Source organism: Micromonospora sp. NPDC049107, assembly GCF_040648595.1.
Lineage (GTDB): Bacteria > Actinomycetota > Actinomycetes > Mycobacteriales > Micromonosporaceae > Micromonospora.
The window spans coordinates 215,980-241,638 of record NZ_JBEZEC010000006.1; the positions used below are offsets into that span (position 1 = coordinate 215,980).

A 25,659-nucleotide genomic window follows, 5' to 3' on the forward strand; every position below is an offset into this window, starting at 1 on the left:
GAGACGGAGCAGCAGTGAAGGCAGTTGTCTACAAGGGAGCACGGGACCTCGGGATCGAGGACCGCGCACCGGAACCGCCGGGCCCCGGCCAGGTACGGATCGCGGTGGCGTACACCGGGATCTGCGGTACGGACCTGCACATCTTCCACGGCGACATGGACGCCCGGGTCGGCGCGTCGGCGGTCCTGGGACACGAGATGTCGGGGCGCGTCGCCGCGGTCGGCGACGGCGTGACCGATCTGCGGGTCGGGCAGCCCGTCACCGTGATGCCCACGCGCGCCTGCGGGCAGTGCCCGGCGTGCCGTCGTGGCCACTCGCACATCTGTCACGCGATGGACTTCCTCGGCATCGACTCGCCCGGCGCGATGCAGTCGTCCTGGACGGTGCCGGCCGACCTGGTGCTGCCGCTCCCCGACGACCTGCCGTTGGACCGCGCGGCGCTCGTCGAGCCCGTCGCCGTGGCGGTGCACGACGTCGGCCGGGCGCAGGTGGCGTCCGGCGAGCACGTGGTCGTCGTCGGCGGGGGCCCGGTGGGCGTCCTCATCGCCGCCGTCGCCCGTGAGCGGGGGGCCCAGGTCCTGCTCGTCGAACCGGACGGTTTCCGGCGCGGAGTCGCGTCGGGCATCGGCATCGAGGCCGTCGACCCGGGGCCGACCGACGTGGTGGCGCTGGTCAACGAACGGACCGGCGGCGCGGGCGCGGACGTCGCGTTCGAGGTGTCCGGTTCGGCCGCCGGCGTCAGCACGGCGGTGGACGTGCTGACCACCCGGGGCCGGCTGGTGATGGTGGCGATCCACCCGCAGCCACGTCCGGTGAACCTGCACCGCTTCTTCTGGCGGGAACTGGAGTTGCTGGGCGCGCGGCTGTACCGGCGCGAGGACGTCGTCGAGGCGATCCGGCTGGTGGCGGCGGGCGTCATCCCGGCCCAGGAGCTGATCTCCCGGGTGCTCCCGGTGGCCGGCGTCACGGACGCGTTCACGGCCCTGGAGTCCGGCGGAGGTGTCATGAAGGTGCTGCTCGACTGGCGGGAGGAGGAGCGATGAGCGTCCTGTTCGACCTGACCGGACGGACCGCCCTGGTAACCGGGGCCCGGCGGGGGATCGGCCTGGCGATGGCCGAGGCCCTGGCGTTGGCCGGCGCGGACATCATCGGGGTGTCGGCGCAGTTGGAACCGGAGGGCAGTGAGGTCCAACGGCGCGTCGAGGCCGCCGGTCGTCGGTTCACCGCCATCCGGACCGACCTGGGCGACCGGGCCGCGGTGTACCGGCTGGCCGAGGAGGCCGAGGCGGTCGCGCCGGTGGACATCCTGGTGAACAACGGCGGCACGATCGCCCGGGCGCCGGCCGTGGAGCACCCCGACGAGATGTGGGACCGGGTGGTGCAGGTCAACCTGTCCAGCCAGTTCGTGCTGACCCGGGAGATCGGCCGGCGGATGGTCGACCGGGGCCACGGCAAGGTCATCTTCACCGCCTCGCTGCTGAGCTTCCAGGGCGGCATCAACGTCGCGAGCTACACGGCGGCCAAGTCCGGCCTCGCCGGGCTGACCAAGGCGCTGTCCAACGAGTGGGCCGGACACGGCGTCAACGTCAACGCGATAGCGCCCGGGTACATCGCCACCGACAACACCCAGGCGCTGCGCGACGACCCGGTACGCAACGACGCCATCCTGGGTCGGATCCCGGCCGGCCGGTGGGGACGCGCCGACGACCTGGCCGGCGCCACCGTGTTCCTGGCCGCCAGCGCGTCGGACTACGTGCACGGCACCGTCCTGCCCGTCGACGGCGGATGGTTGGGCCGATGACCGGGCCCACGCCGACCGGGCGTCCCGGCATCATCGACGCGCACCACCACCTCTGGGTCCGCGCCCGGCACCCGCAACCGTGGATCGACCCGGACACGATGGCGGCCATCGACAACGACTTCACCCCGGCGGATCTCGCTCCGGCGGCGCGGGCCGCCGGGGTCACCGAGACCGTCGTCGTGCAGTCCATCGCCTCCGTGGCGGAGACGGAACACCTGTTGGGCATCGCGGCCGACGATCCCCTCATCGGCGGCGTCGTCGGCTGGGTCAACCTCGCCGCCGACGACATCGACGAGCGCCTCGACCGCCTGCGCGCCGCCCGCGGCGGGGAGCGGCTGGTCGCCATCCGCCACCTGGTCCAGTCCGAGCCCGACCCGGCGTACCTCGACCGGCGCGACGTTCGGCGGGGCATCGCGGCCGTCGGGGCCGCCGGTCTCGCCTACGACCTGCTGGTCCGCGACCATCAACTGCCGGCGGCCACGCGGCTCGTCCGGGACCTGCCCGAGGTGTCGTTCGTCCTGGACCACCTCGCCAAGCCGTCGCTCGGCAGGGGAGACCTGGGCGACTGGCCCGCCAACCTGCGGGCGCTCGCCGCCGAGCCGAATGTCACCGCGAAGCTCTCCGGCCTGGTGACCGAGGTGGACGGCTCGTCCTGGTCCGCTGCCGACCTGCGCCCCGCCATCGACCACGCGCTCGACGCGTTCGGACCGCACCGGCTCATGTTCGGCTCCGACTGGCCGGTGTGCCTGCTCGCCAGCTCCTACACCCGGTGGGTCGGCGTCCTCGCCGATCTGCTGGAACCGCTCGCCGACGCGGAGCAGGCGTCGATCTGGCGGGAGACCGCCGCCCGCGCGTACGGGCTGGGGGAGCCGTGACGGGCCGGGAGCTGCCCCGGCGACCGGGGGTACGCCTCACCACGCTGGGCTTCGGCGCGGCGCAGGGCGGCAACCTGTACCGGGGGACGTCGGACGAGGAGTTCGCGGCGGCCGTCGACACCGCCTGGGACGCCGGCATCCGGTACTTCGACACCGCGCCGCACTACGGTCTCGGCCTGTCCGAGCGGCGGTTGGGGGCGGCGCTGCGGTCTCGGCCCCGCGACGAGTACGTGGTGTCGACGAAGGTCGGGCGGCTGCTCGTACCCTCGCCCGAGGGCGCGCGGGACCGCGACCCCGAGGGGTTCGACGTGCCGGCCGACCACCGGCGGGTCTGGGACTTCAGCCGCGACGGCGTCCTGCGGTCGTTGGAGGCCAGCCTGGACCGCACCGGCCTGGACCGCGTGGACGTCGTCTACCTGCACGACCCGGACGAGCACTGGGAGCAGGCGGCGACCGAGGCGGTACCGGCCCTGGTCGAGCTGCGTGACCAGGGGGTCGTCGGCGCGATCGGCGCCGGCATGAACCAGTCGGCGATGCTGGCCCGCTTCGTCCAGGAGACCGACATCGACGTGGTGATGTGCGCCGGCCGCTACACCCTGCTCGAACAGGGCGCGGCCGACGACCTGCTGCCGGCCGCGCAGGCCGCGGGGGTGGGCGTGGTGATCGCCGGGGTCTACAACTCCGGGCTGCTGGCCCGTGACCAGCCGCCGGCCGACGCGACCTACAACTACCAGCAGGCGCCGCCCGAGGTGATCGAACGGGCCCGCCGGATCGCGGCGGTCTGCCAGGAGCACGGCGTCACGCTGCCCCAGGCGGCGCTGGCGTTCGTCCGCCGGCACCCGGTGGTGGTCTCGACGGTGGTCGGCCTGCGGGACGAGGCCCAGGTGACCGAGACCCTGCGCCGCTTCGACGCGGACGTCCCGGAGCGGCTGTGGGTGGCGCTGCGCGACGCCGGACTGCTCCGCTGACGGCGCGGCGCTGAAAAGCCGGAGCGCCGGCCACCCGTCGTCAGGAGCGGGTGGCCGGCGCTTCGTTCGCGCCAGGTCCGGTGATCAGACCTGGGTGAACCGCCACTGCTGGTTGGCGGCGCTGTGACAGCCCCACTGCAGCAGGCGGGCCCCGTCAGCGGTCGAGGCGCCGTTGACGTCCAGGCAGAGCCCGCTCAGCGCGCTCTTGACCGTGTAGACCCCGGTGGTGCCGGTCGCCGTCACGGTGAACTTCTGTTGGTTGGAGTTGTTGCAGGTGGTGTGTTGCAGGAAGGCGCCCTGTGCGGTCGAGCCGCCGACGACGTCGAGGCACTTACCGCTGTGCACCGCCTTGAGGTAGACGGCGCCGCCGCCGGCGTCCACCGCCTGCCACTTCTGGTTGTTGCCCCCGGTGGCCGCCCACTGCACGACCTGGGCGCCGTCGGCGGTGGAGACCCCGCTGACGTCCATCAGCTTGCCGCTGTGCTGGGCCGTGAGGGTCCAGGTCTTCCCGGCCACGCCACCGGTACCCGGGTCGCTGCCGCCGGGCACCCCCACGCCGTTGCCGCCGAAGGTGAAGGCGTCGAGGTCGAACCAGTTGGACGAGCTGCCCTTGAACACCATGTAGAGGGTGTGCGTCCCGGACAGGGCCGCGACGCTCGTCGCCGCCGTGGACTGGTAGTTGTCCCAGCCGCCGGTGCTGGGCACCGACGTGGTGGCCAGCAGGGTGCCGGTCGGCGAGTCGGCCCGCAGCTCGATGCTTCCGCCGCCGCTGGGCGAGGACAGCCGGTAGCTGACGGTGCTGATGTTCGACAGGCTCATCGGGTTGAACGCTACCCAGTCGTTGTTGGAGATGTCACCGACGCGCTTACCGCTCTCCGCGGCGCTCTGGTCGACGACCCGGATGCCCGACTGGCTGCTGAAATACTCGGCCTGCTTGTGCTTCGGCTGCAGGATCGCCTGCGCGTAGCCGGTCAGCGGCGAGCCGCCACCCGAGCCGCCGTTGTCGGTGTAGCGGGCGTTGAGCACGTAGTACAGGTTCGCGCCCTCGGGGTGCCCACCGAGCAGGTCGGTGGAGATGGTCCCCGAACAGCCCGGGTACTCGGTGGTCTCGTGGGCGTGGTCGTCGTGGCCGAGGGCCGGGTTGACGAACACCTTGGTGCAGTCGATGGCCGCGCCGCCGGGGTCGGAGACACTGACCGTGTACGAGACCTTGTCGCCGAAGTTCAGCATGCCGCCGTTGGGCGGCACGTTGATGGTGACCACCGGGGCGGTGTTGCCGACGGTGATCTGCACGTTGGCGAAGCCGGTCTTGCCGGTGTTGTCGGTGACCTTCAGCTGTGCGGTGTAGTCGCCGTTGGTCGTGTAGGTGTGTGTCGGGTTGGCTGCCGTGGACGTACCACCGTCACCGAAGGTCCACTGGTAGCTGAGGGTGTTGCCAGGGTCCGGGTCGTTTGTGCCGGCGCTGCTGAACTGGACGGTCAGCGGGGCGCTGCCGCTGGTCGGCGTGCCGACGGCCTTCGCGATCGGTGACCGGCCGCCCTGGATGTAGTCGATCCGGTAGAGCCCGGAGTCGTTGTTGCCGCCGCCGAAGTTCGAGCCCCACTCCAGCAGGTACAGCGAACCGTCGGGGCCGAACTCCATGTCCATGGGCTTGTTGAAGTTGCCGCCGGGCAGGAAGGGGTTGGTCCGGGTGACCGCCGTCGAGGAGTCGAAGTGGACCTCCTTGACGTAGTTGCGGGCCCACTCGTAGAAGAAGTGCACGCCGTCGTAGTACGGCGGGAACTTCGTCGCCGACGGGTTGTTCGCGTTGTACCGGTACACCGGGCCGCCCATCGGGGCCGACCCGCCGGAGCCCAGCTCGGGGAAGGTCGTCGAGGCCGGGTAGCCGTACCAGATGTTCGGCGAGACGACCGGCTTGAGGTTGACCAGGCCGGTGTTGTTGGGCGAGTTGTTGACCGGCGCGCTGCAGTTGAACTTCGCCCCGACCACACCGGTGTCCGGGTTGAACGGCGCGTACGGCTGGTTGTTGCCGTGGCAGAACGGCCAGCCGTAGTTGCCGGCCGTCTTGATCACGTTCAGCTCGACGAGACCCTCCGGGCCGCGGTTGGTCGTCGGCGGGTTGCGGTCCGGCCCGTAGTCGGCCAGGTAGACCCAGCCGGTGACCGGGTCGATCGAGAAGCGGAACGGGTTGCGGAAGCCCATGGCGTACACCTCGGGCTTGGTCTGCGCCGTGCCCTGGGGGTAGAGGTTGCCCGTCGGGATGGTGTACCCGCCGCTGGCCGAGGGCTTGATGCGCAGCAGCTTGCCGCGCAGGTCGTTGGTGTTACCGGCGGAGCGGGCGGCGTCCAGGTTGGACTTGCCCGAGCGCCAGTCCAGCGGGGCGTACCCCTGCCAGTTGGGGTCGAGGTTGGGCGGCGTGTCGTCGCCGGTGCCGATGTAGAGGTTGCCGTCCGGGCCGAAGTCGATGTAGCCGCCGGTGTGTCCGGGCTCCGCGAAGGTCCGGTCCCGGTAAGCGGGGATGTCGATGATCCGGGCCTCGGTGGACAGGTTGAGCGTGTCACCGGAGAGCGTGTAGCGGGACACCCGGTTGACGTCGGTCGAGCTGCTCGCTGGTGAGTGGTACAGGTAGACGTATCCGTTGCTGGCGAACGCGGGGTCTATCGCGACGCCGGTGAGGCCGTCCTCACCGCCGGTGTAGACGCTCAGCGTGGCGGCGGTGACGGTGCTGTTCGTGCTCGGCTTGAAGATCTTGACCTGGCCACCCCGCTGGACGTACAGGACGCGACCGTCCGGCAGCACGGACAGCGCCATCGGGTCCGCGGTGTTGTCGTCGAGCGTGCGCTTCTCGAAGTTGCCCCAGACGGTGCCGCCGCAGTCGCCGGGCAGGTTGCCGGCGGCCCACTTGATGCCGCCCAGGACGTGGTTGCGGAAGTAGGTCTCGCTGTAGGAGTCGATGGCGTGGCCCATCGCGGTGGCCCACACCCGTCCGCCACCGGTGTTGCGGCACCACGAGATCGGGTGGTCCGGGCCCATCGCCCGCGAGCCCGGGTTGTACGTGCGCTCGTCGGCGGTCACCAGGACGTGCACGTTGCCGCGCGGGTTGGAGTCGAAGTTGTACCACTCCTCGCTGCGGCTCCAGCGGTCCGGCAGGCCGACCGTCGAGGGGTGCTGCTTGTCGGCGACGATGGCGGTGCCGGCGAGGACTCCGGGGGAGTGCTCGGGCATGTGGGCGCCGCCGTTCATCATCTGGTCCCACCACGGGTACTCAGACTCGATGCCCATGTCGGTGGCGTTGTGCACGCCCACGATGCCCTTGCCACTGGCGAGGTAGCCCTCGATGGCTTGGCGCTGGGAGGCCGAGGTCCAGACCATGCCGGAGGTCTGGAGCATGATGACGACGTCGAAGGTGGCGAGGTTGGCGGCCGTGAAGACGCTCGCGTCCTCGGTCGCCACCACCTCGAAGTTGTTCGCGGCGGCCTGCTGCTGGATCATCGAGATCCCGGCCGGGATCGAGTCGTGCCGGTAGCCGGCGGTCTTGGTGAACAACAGGGCGCGGAACGCCGGGGCGGCCGACGCTGGCGGGGCCAGGCCGAGGGCCACCAACAGGCCGACGATCAATCCAATGATCATTGTGGGGCGACGCATGCCGTCTCCTAGGTTTGGGCGGGCAACTGGCGATTGCGAGCACGGGCCGACAGCGCGTCAGGTCGTGCCTGGGCGCGCGAGAGCCACGGGTGTGCTGGTCGCGGTCGTCGTGCCGTACGCCGAGACGGCAGTCAGCCCCGCTGGATGTCACACAGCGTGATGTGGGCTGTGATCTCGTCCATGGTCTGCGAGGTCAGGATGAATCATCCATTGAGGACTGTCAATATAACGTCGAGCGTCTGATGTTACCCCCGGGTAGGGGTAGTCGGGCCTGACCGGTCCATGCCCGCACTCGTGCCGATCGAGTGCTGGGCCTGGCTGTCGCCGCAGATCGAGGATTGCGGACCCGCATCCAAACATCTATCTTCATACGTGTGATGTTTCCTCGATGTCAAGGAAATGTTTGCACCATAAAAACGCAAGTTCTTCAGCAAGCTGCGAAAGTGCGTCACTCAGCGCGTCGAACGGCCTACCGGCGGCTGTGCTGACCTCGTCGATGACTACTATCTGTAAGGGCTATCGGGATGTCAGATCCACCACCGGCACCGCTGCTGGCCCTGCGGGGCATCGGCAAGTCGTTCCTCGGTGTACGCGTCCTCGAGGGCGTCGACCTCGACGTCGCGCCGGGCGAGGTGCACGCCGTCGTCGGTGAGAACGGCGCCGGCAAGTCGACGCTCATGAAGATCGTCTCGGGCGGGTACGCCCCGGACGAGGGCACCGTCGAGTTCGCCGGCCAACCGCGCGCGTTCCACGGCCCCCGTGATGCCCAGCGCGCCGGCGTCGGCATCATCCACCAGGAATTCAACCTGCTGCCCGAGCGCACCGTCGCGGAGAACGTCTACCTGGGCCACGAACCGGTCCGGCGTGGATTGGTGGACCGCCGCGCGATGCTCGACCGCACCCGCGACCTGCTCACCTCGATCGGCGAGACCGCCCTGCCGGCCGACGCCCGGGTCGGCCGGCTCGGCGTCGCCCAGCAGCAGGTCGTCGAGATCGCCAAGGCGCTCGCCCTGGACGCGCGACTGCTCATCATGGACGAGCCGACCGCGGCCCTCGCGGACCAGGAGGTCGAACTGCTCTACGGGCTGGTACGCCGCCTCCAGGAGCGCGGGATCGGTCTGCTGTACGTGTCGCACCGGCTCACCGAGGTCTTCGACCTGTCCAGCCGGATCACCGTGCTCAAGGACGGTCGCCGGGTGACCACGGTGGACACCGCGAGCACGACCGCCGACGAGCTGGTCCGGCACATGGTCGGCCGCGAGCTGTCCAGCTACTACCCCGAGCGGGCCGGTCCCGACGACCGTGGGCCGGTCCGGCTCACCGTCCGCGACGGGGGTAACCGCAAGCTGCGGGGAGTGGACCTCGAGCTGCGCGCCGGCGAGGTGCTCGGCGTCGGCGGCCTACAGGGCTCCGGACGATCCGCGCTCGCTCGGGCGCTCTTCGGCGTGGCGCCGTTCACGACCGGCGCCGTCGAGTTGGACGGCGAACCGGTGCGGCTGCGCTCGCCGCGCGCCGCCATGCGGGCCGGCATCGCGTACGTCACCGAGGACCGCAAGGGCGAGGGCATCGTGGCACGGCAATCGGTGCTCGACAACGCGCTGCTGGCCAGCCGGGCCGCCTTCGCGACACGGTCCGGTCGCGCCGCCCGCACGGCACGGGTACGCGAGCTGCTCGCCGCCGTGGAGGTCCGCTCGGCCGGCGACGACCAGGAGATCCGCTTCCTCTCCGGCGGCAACCAGCAGAAGGTCGTGCTGGCCCGCTGGCTGGCGCTGAGCCCGCGCATCCTGATCTTCGACGAGCCGACCCGGGGCATCGACGTGGGGGCGAAGTCCGCCATCCACGACCTCGTCCGCCGCCTCGCCAGCGACGGCGCGGCGGTGCTGATGATCTCGTCGGAGCTGCCGGAGCTGCTCGGTATGAGCGACCGGATCGTCGTCCTGCGCGACGGTCGGATCGCGGGCGAGCTGCCCGCCGGCGCGACCGAGGAGGACGTCGTCGCCCTGGCCGTCGGCACCACCACCGTCCGGGAGGCTGTCTCATGACCGCCCTGTCGCTGCGTCCCGCCCGCCGTGCCGTGCCGGGCGTGTACGTGGCCCTTGCCCTCACCCTCGTGGTCGGCTGGCTGATCGTCATGCTCGACGGTGGTCAGCTCTTCAACCAGTCGACGACGGTGAGCCTGCTGCACGTCGCCGCCGGCCTCGGCCTCGTCGCCGTCGGGCAGACCCTGGTCATCCTCGGTGGGTCGCTCGACCTCTCCGTGGCGTTCGTGATCAGCCTCAGCACCCTGGTGGCGGCCGAGGCGATGAACGGCAGCGACGGCGCCCTGCTGCCGGCGATCGGGCTGGCGCTCGCGGTCAGCGCCGGCGTCGGACTGCTCAACGGGCTGCTCGTCACCAAGCTGCGGATCAACGCGTTCATCGCGACCCTCGGCGTCGGACTGCTGCTCAAGGGCTACCTCGACAACGGCTACGACGGCCCGGCCGGCGAGAGCGCGCCCGCTCTCGTCCGGACGCTCGGCTACCAGCGGGTCGGCCCGGTGCCGGTGTCCTTCCTGCTGCTGCTCGCGGTGACCGCGGCGGCCTGGTTCGTCCTCTCGCGTACCCGGTTCGGCCACCACCTGGTGGCCGTCGGGGGTGATCCGGAGGTCGCCCGGCTCTCCGGCGTCCGCAACGACCGGGTCCTCGTCACGGCCCACGTGCTGTGTTCCCTCTGTGCCGGGCTGGCCGGCGTCTACCTGGCCAGCCGGCTCGGCTCCGGCGCCCCGCGGGTGGGCACCGAGGGGCTCTACGACCTGGAGTCCATCGCCGCGGTGGTCCTCGGTGGCACCGCCCTCGCGGGCGGGCGCGGGGGCGTCCTCGGCACGATCGGCGGCGTGCTGCTGCTCGCCAGCATCGACGCGGTCTTCAACCAGCTCGAGGTCGACGCGTTCTTCAAGCAGGTGATCCGTGGCGTGATCATCATCGCCGCGGTCGCCGTCTACGCCCGACGGGCCATGCGAAAGGCGGGGTCCTGACCATGCGGGTCGCCGAGCGCCGTCCGCTCACCCTCCGGATCCGCCTCGACGGGATCGCGCCGATCGCCGCGCTCCTGGCGGTGCTGCTGATCATCATCGCGTTCGTGCAACCCGACTTCCTCGCCCCCGGGTCGCTGATGTCGTTCCTGGGTCGCTCCGCGCCGATCATCCTGCTCGCCGCCGGTCAGTACTTCGTGATCGTCAGCGGGGAGTTCGACCTCTCGGTGGGCTCCCTGGTCACGGCGCAGGTCGTCGTGGCTGCCCGCCTCATCGACAGCGACCCGTCGCGCACCTGGCCGGTGGTCGCGTTGCTGCTCGTCGGTGGCGCGTTCGTCGGGCTGGTCAACGGTCTGGTCACCACGGTGCTGCGGGTGCCCTCCTTCATCACCACCCTGGGCATGTTCCTGATCCTCGTCGGCGCCGTCTACCTGTGGTCCGACGGCGCACCGAAGGGCGGCCTCTCCGAGGAGTTCCGTCGGTTCGGTCGACGGGCCATCGAGGACGTGCCGCTGCTCGGCCGGATCCCGTACGCGCTGCTCGTGCTGGTGGTCGTCGCCGCGATCGCCGTGGTGCTGACCCGCTCGGACTTCGGCCGCACGCTCGTCGCCGTCGGGGACAATCCGCGCACCGCCGAGTTGAGCGGCGTACGCGTCGGTCTCACCAAGACGATCGCGTTCGTGCTGAGCGGTGTCGCGGCGGCGGTCGCGGCGATCCTGCTCGGCGGGTACAGCGGTGTGTCGTTCCAGGCCGGAGTCGGCCTGGAGTTCGCCGCGATCACCGCCGTCGTGCTCGGCGGGGTCGCCCTCGGCGGCGGTCGCGGCTCGGTCGTCGGGGCGATGCTCGGCGCACTGACCCTCGAGACGCTCTTCGCGCTGATGAACTTCACCGGCGTCTCCGGTGCCCTCAGATCGACCGTCCAAGGCTTGATCATCCTGCTCGCCGTGGCGGTCTCGGCTTCGCGTTCCTCCTCCTCAAGATAAAGGTGATTCGATGAGACGATCCATGACCGCCCTGGCTGCGGCCGGTGTGCTGACGCTGGCCGCCGCCGGATGCGCCACCGACGAGCCGACCGCGTCCCCGTCCGGCAGCGCGTCCGCCGCCGCGGGGTCCGGCACCGGGGAGCAGTCCAAGTTCTTCGTGCAGGCCGACTACGACAACGAGCTGGCCCTGCTCGACGCCGCCCCTACGGGCCCGGCGGACAAGCCGTGGGAGCAGGTGCTCAACCCGAAGATGGTGGACACCGCCAAGTTCAAGAAGGCCGGTCCGCACAAGATCTGCTTCTCGAACGCGGCGCTGAACAACCCGTGGCGGCAGGTCGGCTTCAAGACCATGCAGGCCGAGGTCGAGGCGCAGAAGTCCCGCATCAGCGAGTTCGTGCACGTCGACGCCGAGGGCAAGGACCAGAAGCAGATCGCCGACATCAACGATCTGCTCGGCAAGAGCTGCGACGCGCTCATCGTGTCGCCGAACACCACCGCCACACTCACCCCGGCCGTCGAGGCCGCCTGCAAGGCCGGCCTGCCGGTGGTCGTCTTCGACCGGGGCGTCAACACGACCTGCCCGGTGACGTTCATCAACCCGGTGGGTGGCTACGGCTTCGGCCACGTCGGCGCGGAGTTCGTCAGCCAGAAGATGAAGCCCGGCGGCAAGCTGCTGGCGCTGCGCATCCTGCCCGGGGTCGACGTGTTGGAGACCCGCTGGTCGGCCGCGAAGATCGCGCTGGACAAGGCGAAGGTCGACGTCGTGGGCGTGGAGTTCACCGACGGCGACCCCGCCAAGACCAAGAAGATCGTGAACGACTACATCCAGCGGTACGGCACGATCGACGGGGTCTGGATGGACGCCGGAGCGGTCGCCGTGGCGGCGGTCGAGGCGTTCCAGGACGCCGGCAAGCCCGTACCGCCGATTAACGGCGAGGACCAGCTCGACTTCCTGAAGCTCTGGAAGGACAAGCAGCTCACCGCCATCGCGCCGACCTACCCGACGTACCAGTGGCGGACGCCGATCATCGCCGCGCTGGACATCCTCGACGGCAAGCAGGTGTCCAGCCCGTGGAAGCTGCCGCAGCCCACGATCACCCAGGACAACCTGGACCAGTACCTCGACGCGAGCATGCCGCCGCTGCACTACGCGATGTGCGGCTGCCGTGACCTGCCCGGCTACCCCCAGCGCTGGAAGTAGGTTGCGGTGTACGCCATTGGCGTCAACCCCTGGGTGTGGGCCTCGCCGGTCGACGACGAGGCCCTCGCCCGGTTGATCCCGCGGATCGCCTCGTTCGGGTTCGAGGCGGTCGAACTGCCGATCGAGCAGCCCGGTGACTGGGATCCCGTCCGCACGCGGGACCTGCTGGCCGAGCACGGTCTCGCCGCGGCCGGGGTCTGCGCGGTCACCCCGCCCGGGCGGGATCTGGTGGACGCCCCGCCGGCCGTCGTCGAGTCGACCGTCGCGTACCTCATGGGGTGTGTGGCGAGCGCGGCGGCGGTCGGCGCGCCCTGCGTCGGCGGTCCGGTGTACGCGGCCGTCGGGCGTACCTGGCGGATGTCGGCGGCGGCCCGCGCGGCCTGCTACGCCGACTTCCGGCGGGCGCTCGCGCCGGTCGCCGACCGGGCCGGCGAGTGTGGCGTGAGCATCGGTGTCGAGGCGCTGAATCGCTACGAGACGAGCGTGCTCAACACCGTCGAGCAGACGATCGAGGCGATCGACGGCCTGCCGTCGAGCGTCGGCATCATGATCGATACGTACCACATGAACATCGAGGAGGCAGACCCCTACGCGGCCCTCGCGCTGGCCGGTCCGCACATCAAGCACGTCCAGGTCAGCGGCACCGATCGGGGCGCTCCCGGCGCGGACCACTTCGACTGGCCGCGCTTCTTCTCCGTCCTGCGGGGCACCGGCTACCGGGGCGCGGTCTGCATCGAGTCGTTCACGGCCGACAACGCCACCATCGCCACCGCGGCGTCGATCTGGCGGCCCCTGGCCCCCACCCAGGACCGCCTCGCGGTCGACGGCCTGCACCACCTCCGCAAGGTCGTCGCCTGACCGGGCGTCGGCACGCCCATGTTGTTAGCGCTAACCCCACCACCCCACCTCTACCCCCCCAGGAGACCGTCCAGTGTCCGTCTCATCCATCGCCGTGGCGCGCCGGCTCCTCGCCGGCGCCGCCACGGCGGCACTGACCGCAATGGTCGCCGTCACCGCCGCGGCCACACCGGCCGCCGCGGCGACCACCACCCTCTACGCGTCCCCGTCGGGCGGCGGGAGCACCTGCTCCGCCAGCCAGCCGTGCTCGCTTGCCGGCGCGCAGGCCGCCGTCCGGACGCTCAACAGCTCCATGTCCGGCGACATCGTCGTGGAACTGGCCGACGGCGTGTACCGGCTCACCTCGCCGCTGCGGCTGACCGCCGCCGACTCCGGCACCAACGGCTACCAGGTGATCTGGCGGGCGGCCGCCTCGGCCCACCCGACGATCAGCGGCGCGCGGGCGGTCACCGGCTGGTCGCTTGTCGACTCCGCGAAGAACATCTGGCGAGCCAGCGTCCCCACCGGGCTGGACAGCCGCCAGCTCTACGTCAACGGCGCCATCGCCACCCGGGCGCGTACCGCCGTCAACCGCGCCGACTTCACCTTCACCACGACCGGCATGCGGTTCAGCAACAGCGCGTTGAGCTACCTGAACAACGTCGGTAACCAGAGCCGGGTCGAGGTGGAGAGCGTCGGCTCGTTCACCGACCGGTACTCGCCCGTGCAGAGCATCAGCGGGAACTTCCTGACGATGCAGCAGCCGGCCTGGAACAACAACACGTTCGGCTTCGACACCCTGTCCCGTCCGCACCGGGCCGGCCCGTTCTACCTGGCCAACGCGTACGAGTTCCTCGACTCGGCGGGGGAGTGGTATCTCAACCCGGGCAGCGGGCAGCTCAACTACATCCCGCTCGCCGGGCAGAACATGAACAGCGTCAGCGTGGAGCTGCCGCAGCTCCAGTCGCTGGTCAACGTGGGCGGCACGTACGACGCGCCCGCGCACCACATCTCGTTCAGCGGCGTCACCTTCACCGGTACGAGCTGGCTCGGCCCGAGCAGCAGCAACGGCTTCGCCGACCAGCAGACCGGCGCGCACATCGTCGGCACCTGGGCCCGCCCGTCCGACGCGTTGACCTCCTGCCAGGAGGGCTGCCCGCTGTTCGAGGCCACCCGGCCGAGCTGGGCCCAGATGCCCGCCGCCGTGCAGGTGTCGGCCGCCAACACCATCTCCTTCAGCGACTCCCAGTTCGTCAACCTGGGTCAGACGGCCATCGGCATCGGCAACGACGCCAACGCCCACGCGAGCGGTGTCGGCCTGGGTACCAGCAACATCACGGTCACCCGTTCCGAGATCGCCCGCAACTCGGCCGGCGGCATCGTGGTCGGCGGCGTGCGCGCCGACGCCCACCACCCCGGCGACCAGCGGATGGTCAACCGGAACGTCACCATCAGCAACAACCGGGTGCACGACCTGGGCGTGGAGTACCGGGGCGTGGTGTCGATCCTGACCACCTACGTCAGCACCTCGTTGGTCTCGCAGAACGAGGTCTACAACATGCCGTACACCGGGCTGTCCGTCGGCTACGGCTGGGGCGCCAACGACGCCGGTGGCAGCCAGCACTACGCCAACCGGGGCCTCTACAACTACCAGCCGCGCTACTCCACGGCCACGACCGCGTCGAACAACCAGGTCATCGGCAACTACGTGCACGACGTGATGCAGCAGATGACCGACGGCGGGTGCATCTACACGCTCTCGGCGAACCCGGGCGGGACCATCAACCAGAACTACTGCCTGCGAACCAACGGCTGGTTCGGGCTCTACTTCGACGAGGGCTCGCGCTACTACACCGCCCGCAACAACGTGTTCTCCTCCACCGGCACCTGGGCCACCGCGAACTACTACTACGCGGAGAACATGGGCAACTTCACCGTCACCAACAACTGGTCGACCAACGGCAGCACCAACGTGACGAACGGCGACCGGGGCAACGTGGTCAACAGCAACGTCACGGTCTCCAACGGAAACTGGCCGTCGGGCGCGCAGTCCGTGATCGCGGCGGCCGGCGTCCAGGGCGGCGGCAGCACCAACCCGCAGAGTGGGCAGATCGTGGGCGTCCAGTCGGGTCGCTGCGCCGAGATCGGCGGATCCGTCACCACCAACGGCACGCAGGCCCAGCTCTGGGACTGCATTAGCGGAGCCACCAACCAGCGGTGGACGGTGACCGCAAGCCGGCAGCTCATGGTGTACGGCAACAAGTGCCTGGACGCCTCCGGTGCCGGCACCGCCAACGGCACCAAGGTGGTGATCTGGGACTGCAACGGCCAGGCCAACCAGCAGTGGAACGTCAACGCCAACGGCACGATCACCGGCGTGCAGTCGGGCCTCTGCCTGGACGCGAACGGCGCCGCAACGGCGAACGGCACGAAGCTCATCCTCTGGTCGTGCAACGGCGGCACCAACCAGCAGTGGCAGTTGCGTAGCTGAGGCGGGCTCGCCCCGACCGGCCGTACCCCCGGCCGTCTGCGGCGGGAATGGGCCCCGTCGGTCATCCGTGACCGACGGGGCCTGCGCCTGCCCTGGTGGGTCCGCTCGCCGATACGTCGAGACATGGAAGTAGTTGAATTCGACGAAACGGCTCCGTAATATGACCGGCGTCTGCTGTTAACGCTAACAGTGGTCGCGCACACGACGGTGCCCGCCTCATCCGGGTTGCCGTCCCCCGTGGATGGCACTACCGAAAGGACGCTCCCGAATGAAGCGAATCCGAGCCCGTCACTGGGGGCGGGCAGCGGCGGCCGGGCTCCTCGTGGCCGCCGCCCTCGTGGGCCTGCGGGCACCCGGGGCCCAGGCGCTGGAGAACGGCGTCGCCCGGACACCCCCGATGGGGTGGAACAGCTGGAACTCCTTCGGTTGCAACATCAACGAAGGGCTGATCCGGCAGACCGCCGACGCGATGGTCAGCAACGGAATGCGCGATCTGGGCTACCAGTACGTCGTGGTCGACGACTGCTGGTTCAACCCGAACCGCGACAGCTCCGGCAACCTCCAGGGCGACCCGACCCGCTTCCCGAGCGGGATGAAGGCGCTCGGCGACTACCTGCACGCCCGGGGGCTGAAGTTCGGTCTCTACCAGGTGCCCGTCGACAAGACCTGCGCGCAGTACTTCAACAGCTACCCCGGCGCGACCGGCAGCCAGGGCCACGAGGCGCAGGACGCCCGGCAGTTCGCCGCCTGGGGCGTCGACTTCCTCAAGTACGACTGGTGCTCCCCGAACGGCAGCATCAACGACCAGGTCACCACGTTCGCCAAGATGCGCGACGCGCTGGCCGCGACCGGCCGGCCGATCGTCTACAGCATCAACTCCAACAGCATCCACGCCAAGACCGGCCCGCAGCGCAACTGGGGCGACGTGGCGAACATGTGGCGCACCACCGAGGACATCACCAACGCGTGGGACACCGGGCAGACCAACGGCTACCCGATGGGCATCCAGAACATCATCAACGTGACCGTCCCGCTGGCCTCGTACGCGCGCCCGGGTGGATTCAACGACCCGGACATGATGGAGGTCGGCCGGGGCGGCATGAACGACACCGAGATGCGCAGCCACTTCGCGATGTGGGCGATGATGGCGTCGCCGCTGATCGCCGGCAACGACGTCCGCAACATGAACGCCGCGACGCAGACGATCCTCAAGAACGCGAACCTGATCGGCATCAACCAGGACGCCCTGGGCTTGCAGGCCGGCCAGGTGTCGTTCGACGGCACCCGTCGCGTGCTGGCCAAGCGGCTGGCCAACGGTGACGTCGCGGTCGCGCTGTTCAACCAGAGCGGTTCGACGACGACGATCTCCACGACGGCCGCCGCCGTCGGCAAGTCCGGCAGCTCCTTCACCCTGGTGGACGCCTGGAGCAACACCACCAGCACGAGCACCGGCTCCATTTCCGCCAGCGTTCCGGCGCACGGCACGGTGGTGTACCGGGTCAGTGGCGGCGACACCAGCACCCCGCCGCCGACCACGCCGCCGCCGACCACCACGCCGCCGCCGACCACCTCCTTCGCGCTGTCGAGCGTTGCCTCCGGCCGCTGCCTGGACGTCCCGCAGAGCAACACCACCAACGGCACCCAGCCGGTGATCTGGGACTGCAACGGGGCCGCCAACCAGCGGTGGACGGCCAACGGGCAGACCCTCCAGGCGCTCGGCAAGTGTCTGGACGCGCCCACCAACGCCAGCGCCGGCAGCAAGGTCCAGATCTGGGACTGCAACGGCGGCGCCAACCAGCGGTGGACGTTCAACTCGAACGGCACGATCAGCGGAGCGTCGTCGGGCCTCTGTCTCGACGTCAACAACAACGCGACGGCCAACGGCACCACGGTGCTCCTGTGGACCTGCACCGGGGCCTCCAACCAACGCTGGACCCGGCGCTAGCCACACCGCGCTGACAGCTCGACAGGTCCGGACCGCGGCGGCACGGCCCCGGCCCGGACCTGTCGTCGTCCGGCCCCGCCGCGCCGGGCGCGGGCGCGTGCCGGTACGGGCCCGCCCGCGGAGGGGGTGCCCGGATCAGGAGGCGGGAGGCGCGAGGGACCGGCGTCGGCGCAGCGGCATCGCGACGAGCGACCGCTCGGCGGCCCCGCCATCCAGGAGCAGTTCGACCGCGCGCCTCCCCATCTGCTCGTGCGGTAGCGCGGTGGTTGCGAGGCTGGGACGTAGCCAGGCGGCGATCGGATCGTCGTCGAACGAGATCACCGAGATGTCGTCCGGGACGGTCAGGCCCGCCTCGCCGAGTGCCTGGTAGGCGCCGAACGCCAGCCGGTCGTTCATGCAGATGATGGCGCTTGGCCGTTGGGTTCGGTTCAGCAGGGCGCGCGTGGCGGCGTAACCGTGCTCGGGCAGCCACTCGGTGCAGAAGGACTCCGCCAGGAGGGTGACGCCCGCGTCGCTCAACGCCTGCTGGATGCCGTGCAGGCGGGCCCGAGCGGCGAGGGAGATCTCCTGGTCGCCCTCCTTGATCCGGTTGCGGCCGATGAGCGCGATGGCGTCGCGGTGACCGTACTCCAGCAGGGCGGTGGCGACCGCGCGACCGGCCCGGTCGTCGTCGGGAAGCACGCAGGGCAGATTGTCCGAGCTGGTGGCGTTGAGCAGCACCACCGGGCCGCCGAGGATGGCGGGGGGCACCGTGAGTCGCCGGGTGGCCATCGCCGCGTAGATCACCCCGTCGACCTGCCGGTCGAGCATGGCCTCGATGGCGTACTGCTCGAAGGTGGCATCGCCCTGCGTCTCGGTGATGAGCAGCACGTGGTCGCGTTCCCGGGCCGCGTCGAGCGCGCCGCGGATGAGGCCGCCGGCGAAGCGGGTGGTGGCGACGATGTCGGAGACGAACGCGATGGTCGCCGTCTTGCGGGTACGCAGGCTGCGTGCCGCCAGGTTGGGCCGGTAGCCCAGCTCCTCGGCGGCGGCGAACACGCGCTGGTGTGCCTCGGCCGAGAGCCGGGTGCCCTCCCTGCCGTTCAGCACCATCGACGCGGCGGTCTTGGACAGCCCGGCCCGCCGTGCGACGTCGGCCAGGGTTGCTCTGTTGCGGCCCATCTGTCCTCCGAATCAGGCGCGGCGCCACGGGCTCCCGCTCCCGCCCATCATGATGCGTCGGCGCACGGAGCCCGGCCCCGGTCGGGTCGGGCGTGGTGTGAACCCGATGTTTCCGGACCGTTGCCAGGTTGTCCTTGACAGCCTCCGGTGTCACGCGCATGCTCTGCTAAATCAGTTTAGCGGCCACTTTTGGCGCGTCGGTAGACGCCGTCGGTCGCCTGCTGAGTCGGTACGCGAGCGCGGCGGCGCGAGATGGTCACGGCGTACGTGTCGTGGCCGCTCGCCCGTCGCGAAGGTCCCGGTGGAGCCGTCGCGCGGCCGTGGGTCGTGGGACGCGCGGAGGAAACATAGGAGTCATGACATGGCACAAACGCTGACGACATTCCCGCGACGCGGCGCGCTGGTCCTCGGACCGCTGCTGGTGCTGGGGCTCGCCGCCACGGCGTGCAGCGCGCCCGGAGCCGACCGGTCGTCGACCGCCGGGCCCGACGCCGCCGTCAAGACGGACCTGGGCACCGGGCCGGTCACCCTCCAGATGTACGCGGAGACCGGCTTCCCGCTGGCCAAGGCGCTGGCCGACGAGTTCTCCAAGCAGCACCCGAACGTCACTTTCAATATCCGCGAGGACCAGTTCACGGTCATCGTGGAGAACGCCCCCCGCGTGATGGCCTCGGACAACGCGCCCGACATCATCCGGCTTCCCACGATGGTCGACCTCGTGAAGGACGACCTGCTCAAGAACCTCGACCCGTACGTCACCGCGTACGGCTGGGACAAGTTCCCCGCCTCGCAGCTCGTGCAGTTGCGCGTCGGCGACGAGACGCGGGGCGTGGGATCGCTCTACGGCATGGGGCTCGGCTACAGCGTCACCGGAGTCTTCTACAACAAAAAGCTGGCCGCCCAGGTCGGCATGTCCCAGCCGCCGGCCACGGTAGCGGAGTTCGAGCAGGTGCTGGCGAAGGCGAAGACCAGCGGGGTCCAGCCGATCATGCAGTTCAACAAGAACACCGCGGGCATCAACTTCCCGCACCAGGCGCTGCAGAACCAGTTCGGCGACCCGGCGCAGGTCGCCGACTGGATCTTCCAGAAGCCGGGAGCCACCTTCGACACGCCGGCCGCGCTGAAGGCCACCCAGACCATCCAGAAGTGGGCGCAGGCCGGCTACTTCACCAAGGACGCCAACGCCCTGGACTACGCGGGCATGGTCGGGCAGTTCCAGAAGGGGAACGGTCTGTTCATGTTCAACGGCGACTGGGAGTCGGCGAACCTCGACAAGACGATGGCCGGCAACGTGGGCTTCTTCCTGTTCCCCGGCGAGGCGGCCGGCGCCAAGCACGTGGCGATGTCCGCCCCCAACACCTTCGGGGTCTCCGCCAAGGCCAAGAACCCGGACGCCGCCGCGTTCTTCCTGAACTGGGTCCACACCGACGCCAAGGCGCGAGAGATCGCCGTGACGGTCGGCGGGTCCAGCCCGGGTGGCCCGAGCGACCTTCCGGTGCCGGCCGCCGCCCCGAACACCGTGCTGGCCGAGACCCTCAAGGCGGCGCAGCAGCTCGGGGCCGAGAACGGCGCGGTCGACTTCACCGCGAACGCGACCGGTGGCATCTTCGCCGCCGCGATCACGCCCGAGATGCAGAAGCTGGTCGCCGGCCAGCAGACGCCCGAGGGGTACGTCAAGGCGGTCCAGGCCGAGTACGAGAAGGAACTGTCCCGATGACGTCTGCCCTCGGCAGCGCACCACCAGGGCGGGACGGCCGGGCGTCGTCCGTGGGTCGTCCCGCCCGTCCCGCGTCCGCGCGGGCCCACCGACGCCGGTGGGCCCGCGCGGCCGGGACCGGCTGGTTGTTCGTCCTGCCCGCCTTCGTGATGTACGCGGTCTTCGTCCTGCGGCCGCTCGCCCTGACCGTCCAGTACTCGCTCTACGACTGGAACGGGATCGGGGTGGCCCGCTGGGCGGGCCTGGACAACTACGTCACGGTCTTCACCGACAGCGACCTGCTGAAGATCATCTCCAACGCGATCGTCCTGATCGTCTTCTTCAGCCTCATCCCGGTCGCGCTCGGGTTGCTGGTGGCGAGCGTGGTCCGCCGGATCACCACCGGCGCGTTCGGCACCGTGGTCCGGACGATCCTGTTCCTGCCCCAGGTCATTCCCCTGGTGGCGGCCGGCATCGCGTGGAGTTGGCTGCTCTCGACCAACGGTCTGGTCAACCAGGTGCTGCGCGCCGTCGGGCTCGGTGGCGTGGCCCGCGCCTGGCTGGGCGACTTCGACACGGCGCTGCCCGCCGTCGGGGTGATCGGGGCGTGGGTCCTGCTCGGCCTCTGCACGATCCTGCTGGTGACCGGCATGAGCAAGATCGATCCGGCGCTCTACGAGGCCGCCCGGCTGGACGGCGCGGGGCCGGTCCGCGAGTTCCTCGCGGTGACCCTGCCCAGCCTGCGTCAGGAGATCGGGGTCTGCCTCACCGTCACGATCATCGCCGCGTTGGCCAGCTTCGACATCGTCTACATCTCCACCAGCGGCGGCCCGGGACTGCAGACCACCGTCCCCGGTCTGGAGATCTACCGGCTGGCCTTCTCGCAGCGTCAGGTGGGGTTGGCCTCGGCGCTCGCGGTCGTACTGATGTTTCTGGTGCTGGCCTTCGTGCTGCCGATCCAGCGACTGACCCGGGGGGAGAAGCCGTGAACCTGAGCCGACGCGAGCAGCTGACCGGTCGGGTCTTCCTGATCGCCCTGATCCTGGTGACCCTGCTGCCGTTCGTCAGCATGCTCTCGGCCGCCCTGCAACCGCGCGGCACCGTGCCCGACGGTCTGGCCTGGCCGTCCGACCCGCAGTGGGGCAACTTCGCCGACGCGTTCACCGCCGCCAACATGGGCGCACTGCTGCGCTCCAGCCTGCTCATCGTGGCGGGCGTCGTACCGGTGTCCGTGCTCATCGCCACCATGGCCGGTTTCGGGCTGGGTCAGTTGCGGGTGCCCGGCGGCCGGCTCGTCTTCGGTCTGCTGCTGCTCGGCCTCACGCTGCCCTTCGAGGCCGTCGTCACCCCGCTCTACTACCAGATGCAGGACCTCGGCCTGCTCAACACCCGGTGGGCCATCATCCTGCCGCTGATCGGCCTCTACATGCCGTTCGCGGTGTTCTGGATGCGCGCCCACTTCACCAACGTGCCGGTCGAGCTGTCCGAGGCCGCCCGGGTGGACGGCAGCAGCACCTGGCAGCTGTTCTGGCGGGTCCAGGTGCCGCTGGCCCGCCCGGCCATCGCGTCGCTGACGATCCTGATGTTCCTCTGGACGTGGAACCAGTTCCTGCTCGCGATCGTGCTGGTCGACGACGCCACCAAACGCACGATGGCCGGAGCGCTCGGCGCGTTCCAGGGCCAGTGGGGCACCGACCTGGTGCTGCTGTGCGCTGGCTCGCTGCTGATCCTCACACCTACCCTCATCGTGTTCCTGATCTTCCAGCGACAGTTCATCAAGGCCCTGATCCAGGGCTCACTGAAGGGATAGGCAGTGGCCACGCAGCCGCAGATCCACGGCGACGTCGACGAGCGCTACAGGCGCGTCGCCGACGCGTTCCGCGACAACTTCACCCTCCGCGGTGAGGTCGGCGCCGCGGTCACCCTCTACGTGCGGGGTCGCAAGGTCGTCGACCTGTACGGCGGTCTGGCCGACACCCGCACCGGACGCCCCTGGACGGCGCACACGCCGGTCGTCGTCTTCTCCTGCACCAAGGGGATCCTGGCGATCTGCGCGTACCTGCTCGTCCAGCAGGGGCGCCTCGACCTCGACGCGCCCGTGACGCGCTACTGGCCGGAGTTCGGCCAGCACGGCAAGGCCGACATCCCCGTACGGTGGCTGCTCACCCACCAGTCCGGCCTGCCGGCGCTGGACCGGCCGCTGACCCTTGACGAGGTGCTCGCGTGGGACCCGGTCATCGCGGCGATCGAGGCGCAGACCCCACTGTGGGAGCCGGGTACGGCGCACAGCTACCACTCGATGACCTACGGGTGGCTCGTCGGCGAGGTCATCCACCGCGTCACCGGTCAGCTCCCCGGCGCGTACTTCCGCGACACCGTCGCCGGCCCGCTGGGACTGCGTACCTGGCTCGGGCTGCCCGCCGCCGAACGCGACGGCGTCGCCTGGAATCTGGCCCCACCACCGGACGCCGATCCCTTCGTCGACCCGGTCGCCGAACGGGGGATCACCATGGGCGGCGCGTTCGCCTTCCCCGCCGACGCCGACGGTCTGGTCAGCTTCAACGACCCGGACATCCAGGCGGCCGGCATTCCGGGCGCGGGAGCGGTGAGCACCGCGGACGGCCTCGCGCGCCTCTACGCGGCCTGCGTGTCCGACGTGGGCGATGGACCCCTGCTCACCCGGGCCTCGGTCGACGACGCGGTCATCGTCCGCTCACGGGGCCAGCAACGGCACGGCCCGCCCGACACCGGCCAGCGCTGGGGCACCGGTTTCCTGCTGCACTCCGAGCCGGCCCGGCCGCTGCTGGGGGAGCGCAGCTTCGGCCACGACGGGGCCGGCGGCAACCTCGCCTTCGCCGACGCGTACCACGAGGTGGGGTTCGGCTACGTGGTCAACCAGATGTACGGCGCGGGCGACGAGCGCGCCAACCGGCTCACCGCCGCGGTCCGCTCCTGCCTCGACGCCTGACGCGGGGTAGGCGCACCCCCCAGGACGGCGAGCACCCCCGGGGCGCGCGGTGGTCCGCGCGGCCCCGGGGGCGCTCAGGGGGTGAGCTGAGAGGGGACGGGTCAGCTCGCGGTGCAGGTAGGAGTCGCGGACGGACCGGCGCCGGTGCCCTGGAAACCGAACTCGGTGCTGCCGCCCGCGCCGATCTGGCCGTTGTATTCGACGTTGCGGAAGTCCACCGCACCCGAGGAGCCGCTGGCCTGCGCGCTCCACGTGTTGGTGATCGCGGCGCCCGAGGGCAGCGTGATCCGGACCGACCAACCCCGTACGGCCGTCGAGCCGGCGTTGACCTTGACCGTGGCGACGAAGCCACCGTTCCAGGAGTTCAGCGACACCGAGGCGGTGCAGCCGCTACCGGTGGGCGGAGGAGTGGTCGGCGGCGGCGTCGTGGGCGGGGGGGTGGTCGGCGGGGGAGTGGTCGGCGGAGGGGTGGTGGGCGGCGGCGTGGTCGGGGTGCCGATGCCCGCGTTGAGGGCGTTGAGGACGGAGGTGTACGCCGCCTTCTTGTTGCCCGACCGGTCGAACAGCAGCGGGTTGTCGTTACCGCGCCACGAGTCGCTGTCCCGGACCCCCCACACCGTGATGCCGGTGCAGCGGGCGATGGCCATGCAGGCCCGGGTCACCTGGGCGTAGGCGTTGGCCTGGTTGGAGCCCTGGGCGATGTCCAGCTCGGTGATCTGGACGTCGACGCCCAGGTCGGCGAAGCGCTGCAGGTTGGCCTGGTAGTCACCCGGCACCGAGGTGCCCAGGTGGGACTGGAAGCCGACGCAGTCGATCGGCACGCCGCGGGACTTGAAGTCGCGGACCATGTTGTAGATGCCGGTGGACTTCGCGTTGATGCCGTCGGTGTTGTAGTCGTTGTAGCAGAGCTTGGCGCCCGGGTCGGCGGCGCGGGCGGCGCGGAACGCCACCTCGATCCAGTCGTTGCCGGTGCGCTGCAGGTTCGAGTCGCGTCGACCGCCGCTGCCGCCGTCGGCGAACGCCTCGTTCACCACGTCCCAGGCGTAGATCTTGCCCCGGTAGTGGGTGGCGACCTGGGTGACGTGGTTGATGGCGGCGTTGCGCAGCGCGGTGCCGGACATGCCCTGCGCCCAACCCGGCTGCTGCTGGTACCACAGCAGCGTGTGGCCGCGGACGATCATGCCGTGCGACTGGGCGTGGGCGACGATCTGGTCCCCGCCGCTGTAGTTGAACCGGCCCTGCTGCGGCTCGGTGGCGTCCCACTTCATCTCGTTCTCGGGAGTGAGCTGGTTGAACTCCCGGTTCACGATGCCAGCGAACTGGCTGTCGGACAGCTTGAAGGCGGGTACCGCGGCGCCGTAGTAGCGGCCCTTCTCGGCCGCCGAGGCACCCAGCGTGGTGCCGGCGTTGGCGGCCGAGGTCACCGCCACCGTCGCGGCGACCGCCGCGAGGGTGGCCGCGAGCGGCACCAGCACCCGACGGCCCCGGAGGAGGGGTCGCGGTGTGCGTTCGTCGGGGATCTTGTCCATGGTCCTGCCTTTCGACAAATGGTGGCGGCGGAGTCGAGGTCGGGCTGCCCGATCGGCGAAGGGCTGCCGGGGGTCGTGCGGGGCGAGATTCGGCGGTGCCCGGGACGGTCCGACGGGTCGACAACGGTGCTGCCTGCGGGGTAAACGTCACGATGGACTGCCGCGTGCGCGGACGCGGGAATGACGTACGCCGGACAGGTGTGGCTTGGACAGCTCACCGGCCGTCGACCGGGTCGTGGGACCCGATGCCCTTCGAGGTGCCGGTGGTTCCGAACGGGAGGGACGTGCCCTCGACTCCTTGGCGGAACATAGCATGTTATCGATAACATGCTCAAGGCGACCGGTGGCCGTGCGGCAGACCCCTCCGTTGACGACGTCGGTCGCCGTCCCGGACCGGACACGGTTAGCGGGTCTTTTGGTCGGACGTATCGTGCCCGAGGTGCGAATAACGATGCCACAACATGCCGGTAAGACCTTGGCAACACGAGTGTGACCATGGCAAGGTAACGCCTGATCATTGCAAACATCTGATCTATCGTGCGGGCGCTA

General features: G+C 70.3%; 18 protein-coding genes. 15 read left to right on the top strand and 3 right to left on the bottom strand.

The features are described 5' to 3' along the window. Positions 1-14: 14 nt before the first annotated feature. The 4 genes from AB0B55_RS16810 to AB0B55_RS16825 are packed head-to-tail and all read left to right on the top strand — an operon-like array spanning position 15 to position 3,644. Complete coding sequence (locus AB0B55_RS16810) at positions 15-1,043, top strand: alcohol dehydrogenase catalytic domain-containing protein (protein WP_357172123.1); 1,029 nt, start codon at positions 15-17, stop codon at positions 1,041-1,043. Continuing rightward, positions 1,040-1,801: an SDR family NAD(P)-dependent oxidoreductase gene (locus AB0B55_RS16815; protein WP_357121284.1), complete on the top strand. Its 762-nt coding sequence runs from the start codon at positions 1,040-1,042 to the stop codon at positions 1,799-1,801. Before AB0B55_RS16810 ends, AB0B55_RS16815 begins: the two co-directional genes overlap by 4 nt. Further along, positions 1,798-2,676 carry an amidohydrolase family protein gene (locus AB0B55_RS16820; protein ID WP_357121287.1) on the top strand — a complete coding sequence of 293 codons (879 nt, stop codon included), beginning with the start codon at positions 1,798-1,800 and terminating at the stop codon, positions 2,674-2,676. The genes AB0B55_RS16815 and AB0B55_RS16820 overlap by 4 nt, the downstream gene beginning before the upstream one ends. After that, a complete protein-coding gene (locus AB0B55_RS16825; protein ID WP_357172124.1) occupies positions 2,673-3,644 on the top strand; it encodes an aldo/keto reductase in 972 nt (323 codons plus the stop codon). The genes AB0B55_RS16820 and AB0B55_RS16825 overlap by 4 nt, the downstream gene beginning before the upstream one ends. An 84-nt stretch (positions 3,645-3,728) precedes the next feature. Here AB0B55_RS16825 and AB0B55_RS16830 read toward each other — a convergent pair whose 3' ends face one another. Then, positions 3,729-7,289, bottom strand: coding sequence for a ThuA domain-containing protein (locus AB0B55_RS16830; RefSeq protein ID WP_357121293.1), 3,561 nt, complete (start codon positions 7,287-7,289; stop codon positions 3,729-3,731). 524 nt (positions 7,290-7,813) lie between these two features. On the opposite strand from AB0B55_RS16830, the gene AB0B55_RS16835 reads away from it, so the two are divergent. The 7 genes from AB0B55_RS16835 (at position 7,814) to AB0B55_RS16865 (ending at position 17,756) form a co-directional block, all read left to right on the top strand. Next, positions 7,814-9,331 carry a sugar ABC transporter ATP-binding protein gene (locus AB0B55_RS16835; RefSeq protein ID WP_357172125.1) on the top strand — a complete coding sequence of 506 codons (1,518 nt, stop codon included), beginning with the start codon at positions 7,814-7,816 and terminating at the stop codon, positions 9,329-9,331. Continuing rightward, positions 9,328-10,302 carry an ABC transporter permease gene (locus AB0B55_RS16840; protein ID WP_357121299.1) on the top strand — a complete coding sequence of 325 codons (975 nt, stop codon included), beginning with the start codon at positions 9,328-9,330 and terminating at the stop codon, positions 10,300-10,302. The genes AB0B55_RS16835 and AB0B55_RS16840 overlap by 4 nt, the downstream gene beginning before the upstream one ends. A 2-nt stretch (positions 10,303-10,304) precedes the next feature. Then, complete coding sequence (locus tag AB0B55_RS16845) at positions 10,305-11,282, top strand: ABC transporter permease (protein ID WP_357121302.1); 978 nt, start codon at positions 10,305-10,307, stop codon at positions 11,280-11,282. Positions 11,283-11,292: 10 nt separating this feature from the next. Further along, complete coding sequence (locus AB0B55_RS16850) at positions 11,293-12,483, top strand: substrate-binding domain-containing protein (protein WP_357172126.1); 1,191 nt, start codon at positions 11,293-11,295, stop codon at positions 12,481-12,483. A 6-nt stretch (positions 12,484-12,489) separates the two neighbouring features. Then, complete coding sequence (locus AB0B55_RS16855; protein WP_357172127.1) at positions 12,490-13,341, top strand: sugar phosphate isomerase/epimerase family protein; 852 nt, start codon at positions 12,490-12,492, stop codon at positions 13,339-13,341. 73 nt (positions 13,342-13,414) lie between these two features. Next, positions 13,415-15,811 (top strand): RICIN domain-containing protein, encoded by a 2,397-nt coding sequence (locus tag AB0B55_RS16860; RefSeq protein WP_357172128.1) that lies wholly within the window; start codon positions 13,415-13,417, stop codon positions 15,809-15,811. A 268-nt stretch (positions 15,812-16,079) separates the two neighbouring features. Continuing rightward, positions 16,080-17,756, top strand: a complete 1,677-nt coding sequence (locus AB0B55_RS16865; RefSeq protein ID WP_357172129.1) for a ricin-type beta-trefoil lectin domain protein — start codon at positions 16,080-16,082, stop codon at positions 17,754-17,756. Positions 17,757-17,891: 135 nt separating this feature from the next. On the opposite strand, the gene AB0B55_RS16870 is transcribed toward AB0B55_RS16865, so the two are convergent. Beyond that, a complete protein-coding gene (locus AB0B55_RS16870; RefSeq protein ID WP_357121317.1) occupies positions 17,892-18,917 on the bottom strand; it encodes a LacI family DNA-binding transcriptional regulator in 1,026 nt (341 codons plus the stop codon). 361 nt (positions 18,918-19,278) lie between these two features. Between AB0B55_RS16870 and AB0B55_RS16875 the strand changes: the two genes are divergently transcribed. The 4 genes from AB0B55_RS16875 to AB0B55_RS16890 are packed head-to-tail and all read left to right on the top strand — an operon-like array spanning position 19,279 to position 23,581. Next, positions 19,279-20,634, top strand: coding sequence for an extracellular solute-binding protein (locus AB0B55_RS16875; protein ID WP_357172130.1), 1,356 nt, complete (start codon positions 19,279-19,281; stop codon positions 20,632-20,634). Then, positions 20,631-21,602: a sugar ABC transporter permease gene (locus AB0B55_RS16880; protein WP_357172131.1), complete on the top strand. Its 972-nt coding sequence runs from the start codon at positions 20,631-20,633 to the stop codon at positions 21,600-21,602. Before AB0B55_RS16875 ends, AB0B55_RS16880 begins: the two co-directional genes overlap by 4 nt. Further along, on the top strand, positions 21,599-22,423 hold the full coding sequence (locus AB0B55_RS16885) for a carbohydrate ABC transporter permease (protein ID WP_355050051.1): 825 nt from the start codon (positions 21,599-21,601) through the stop codon (positions 22,421-22,423). Before AB0B55_RS16880 ends, AB0B55_RS16885 begins: the two co-directional genes overlap by 4 nt. A gap of 3 nt (positions 22,424-22,426) precedes the next feature. Next, entirely contained in the window at positions 22,427-23,581 is a 1,155-nt protein-coding gene (locus AB0B55_RS16890; protein WP_357172132.1) for a serine hydrolase domain-containing protein, read from the top strand. Between the two features lie 101 nt (positions 23,582-23,682). On the opposite strand, the gene AB0B55_RS16895 is transcribed toward AB0B55_RS16890, so the two are convergent. After that, positions 23,683-25,110, bottom strand: a complete 1,428-nt coding sequence (locus tag AB0B55_RS16895; RefSeq protein WP_357172133.1) for an endo-1,4-beta-xylanase — start codon at positions 25,108-25,110, stop codon at positions 23,683-23,685. Positions 25,111-25,659: the final 549 nt, after the last annotated feature.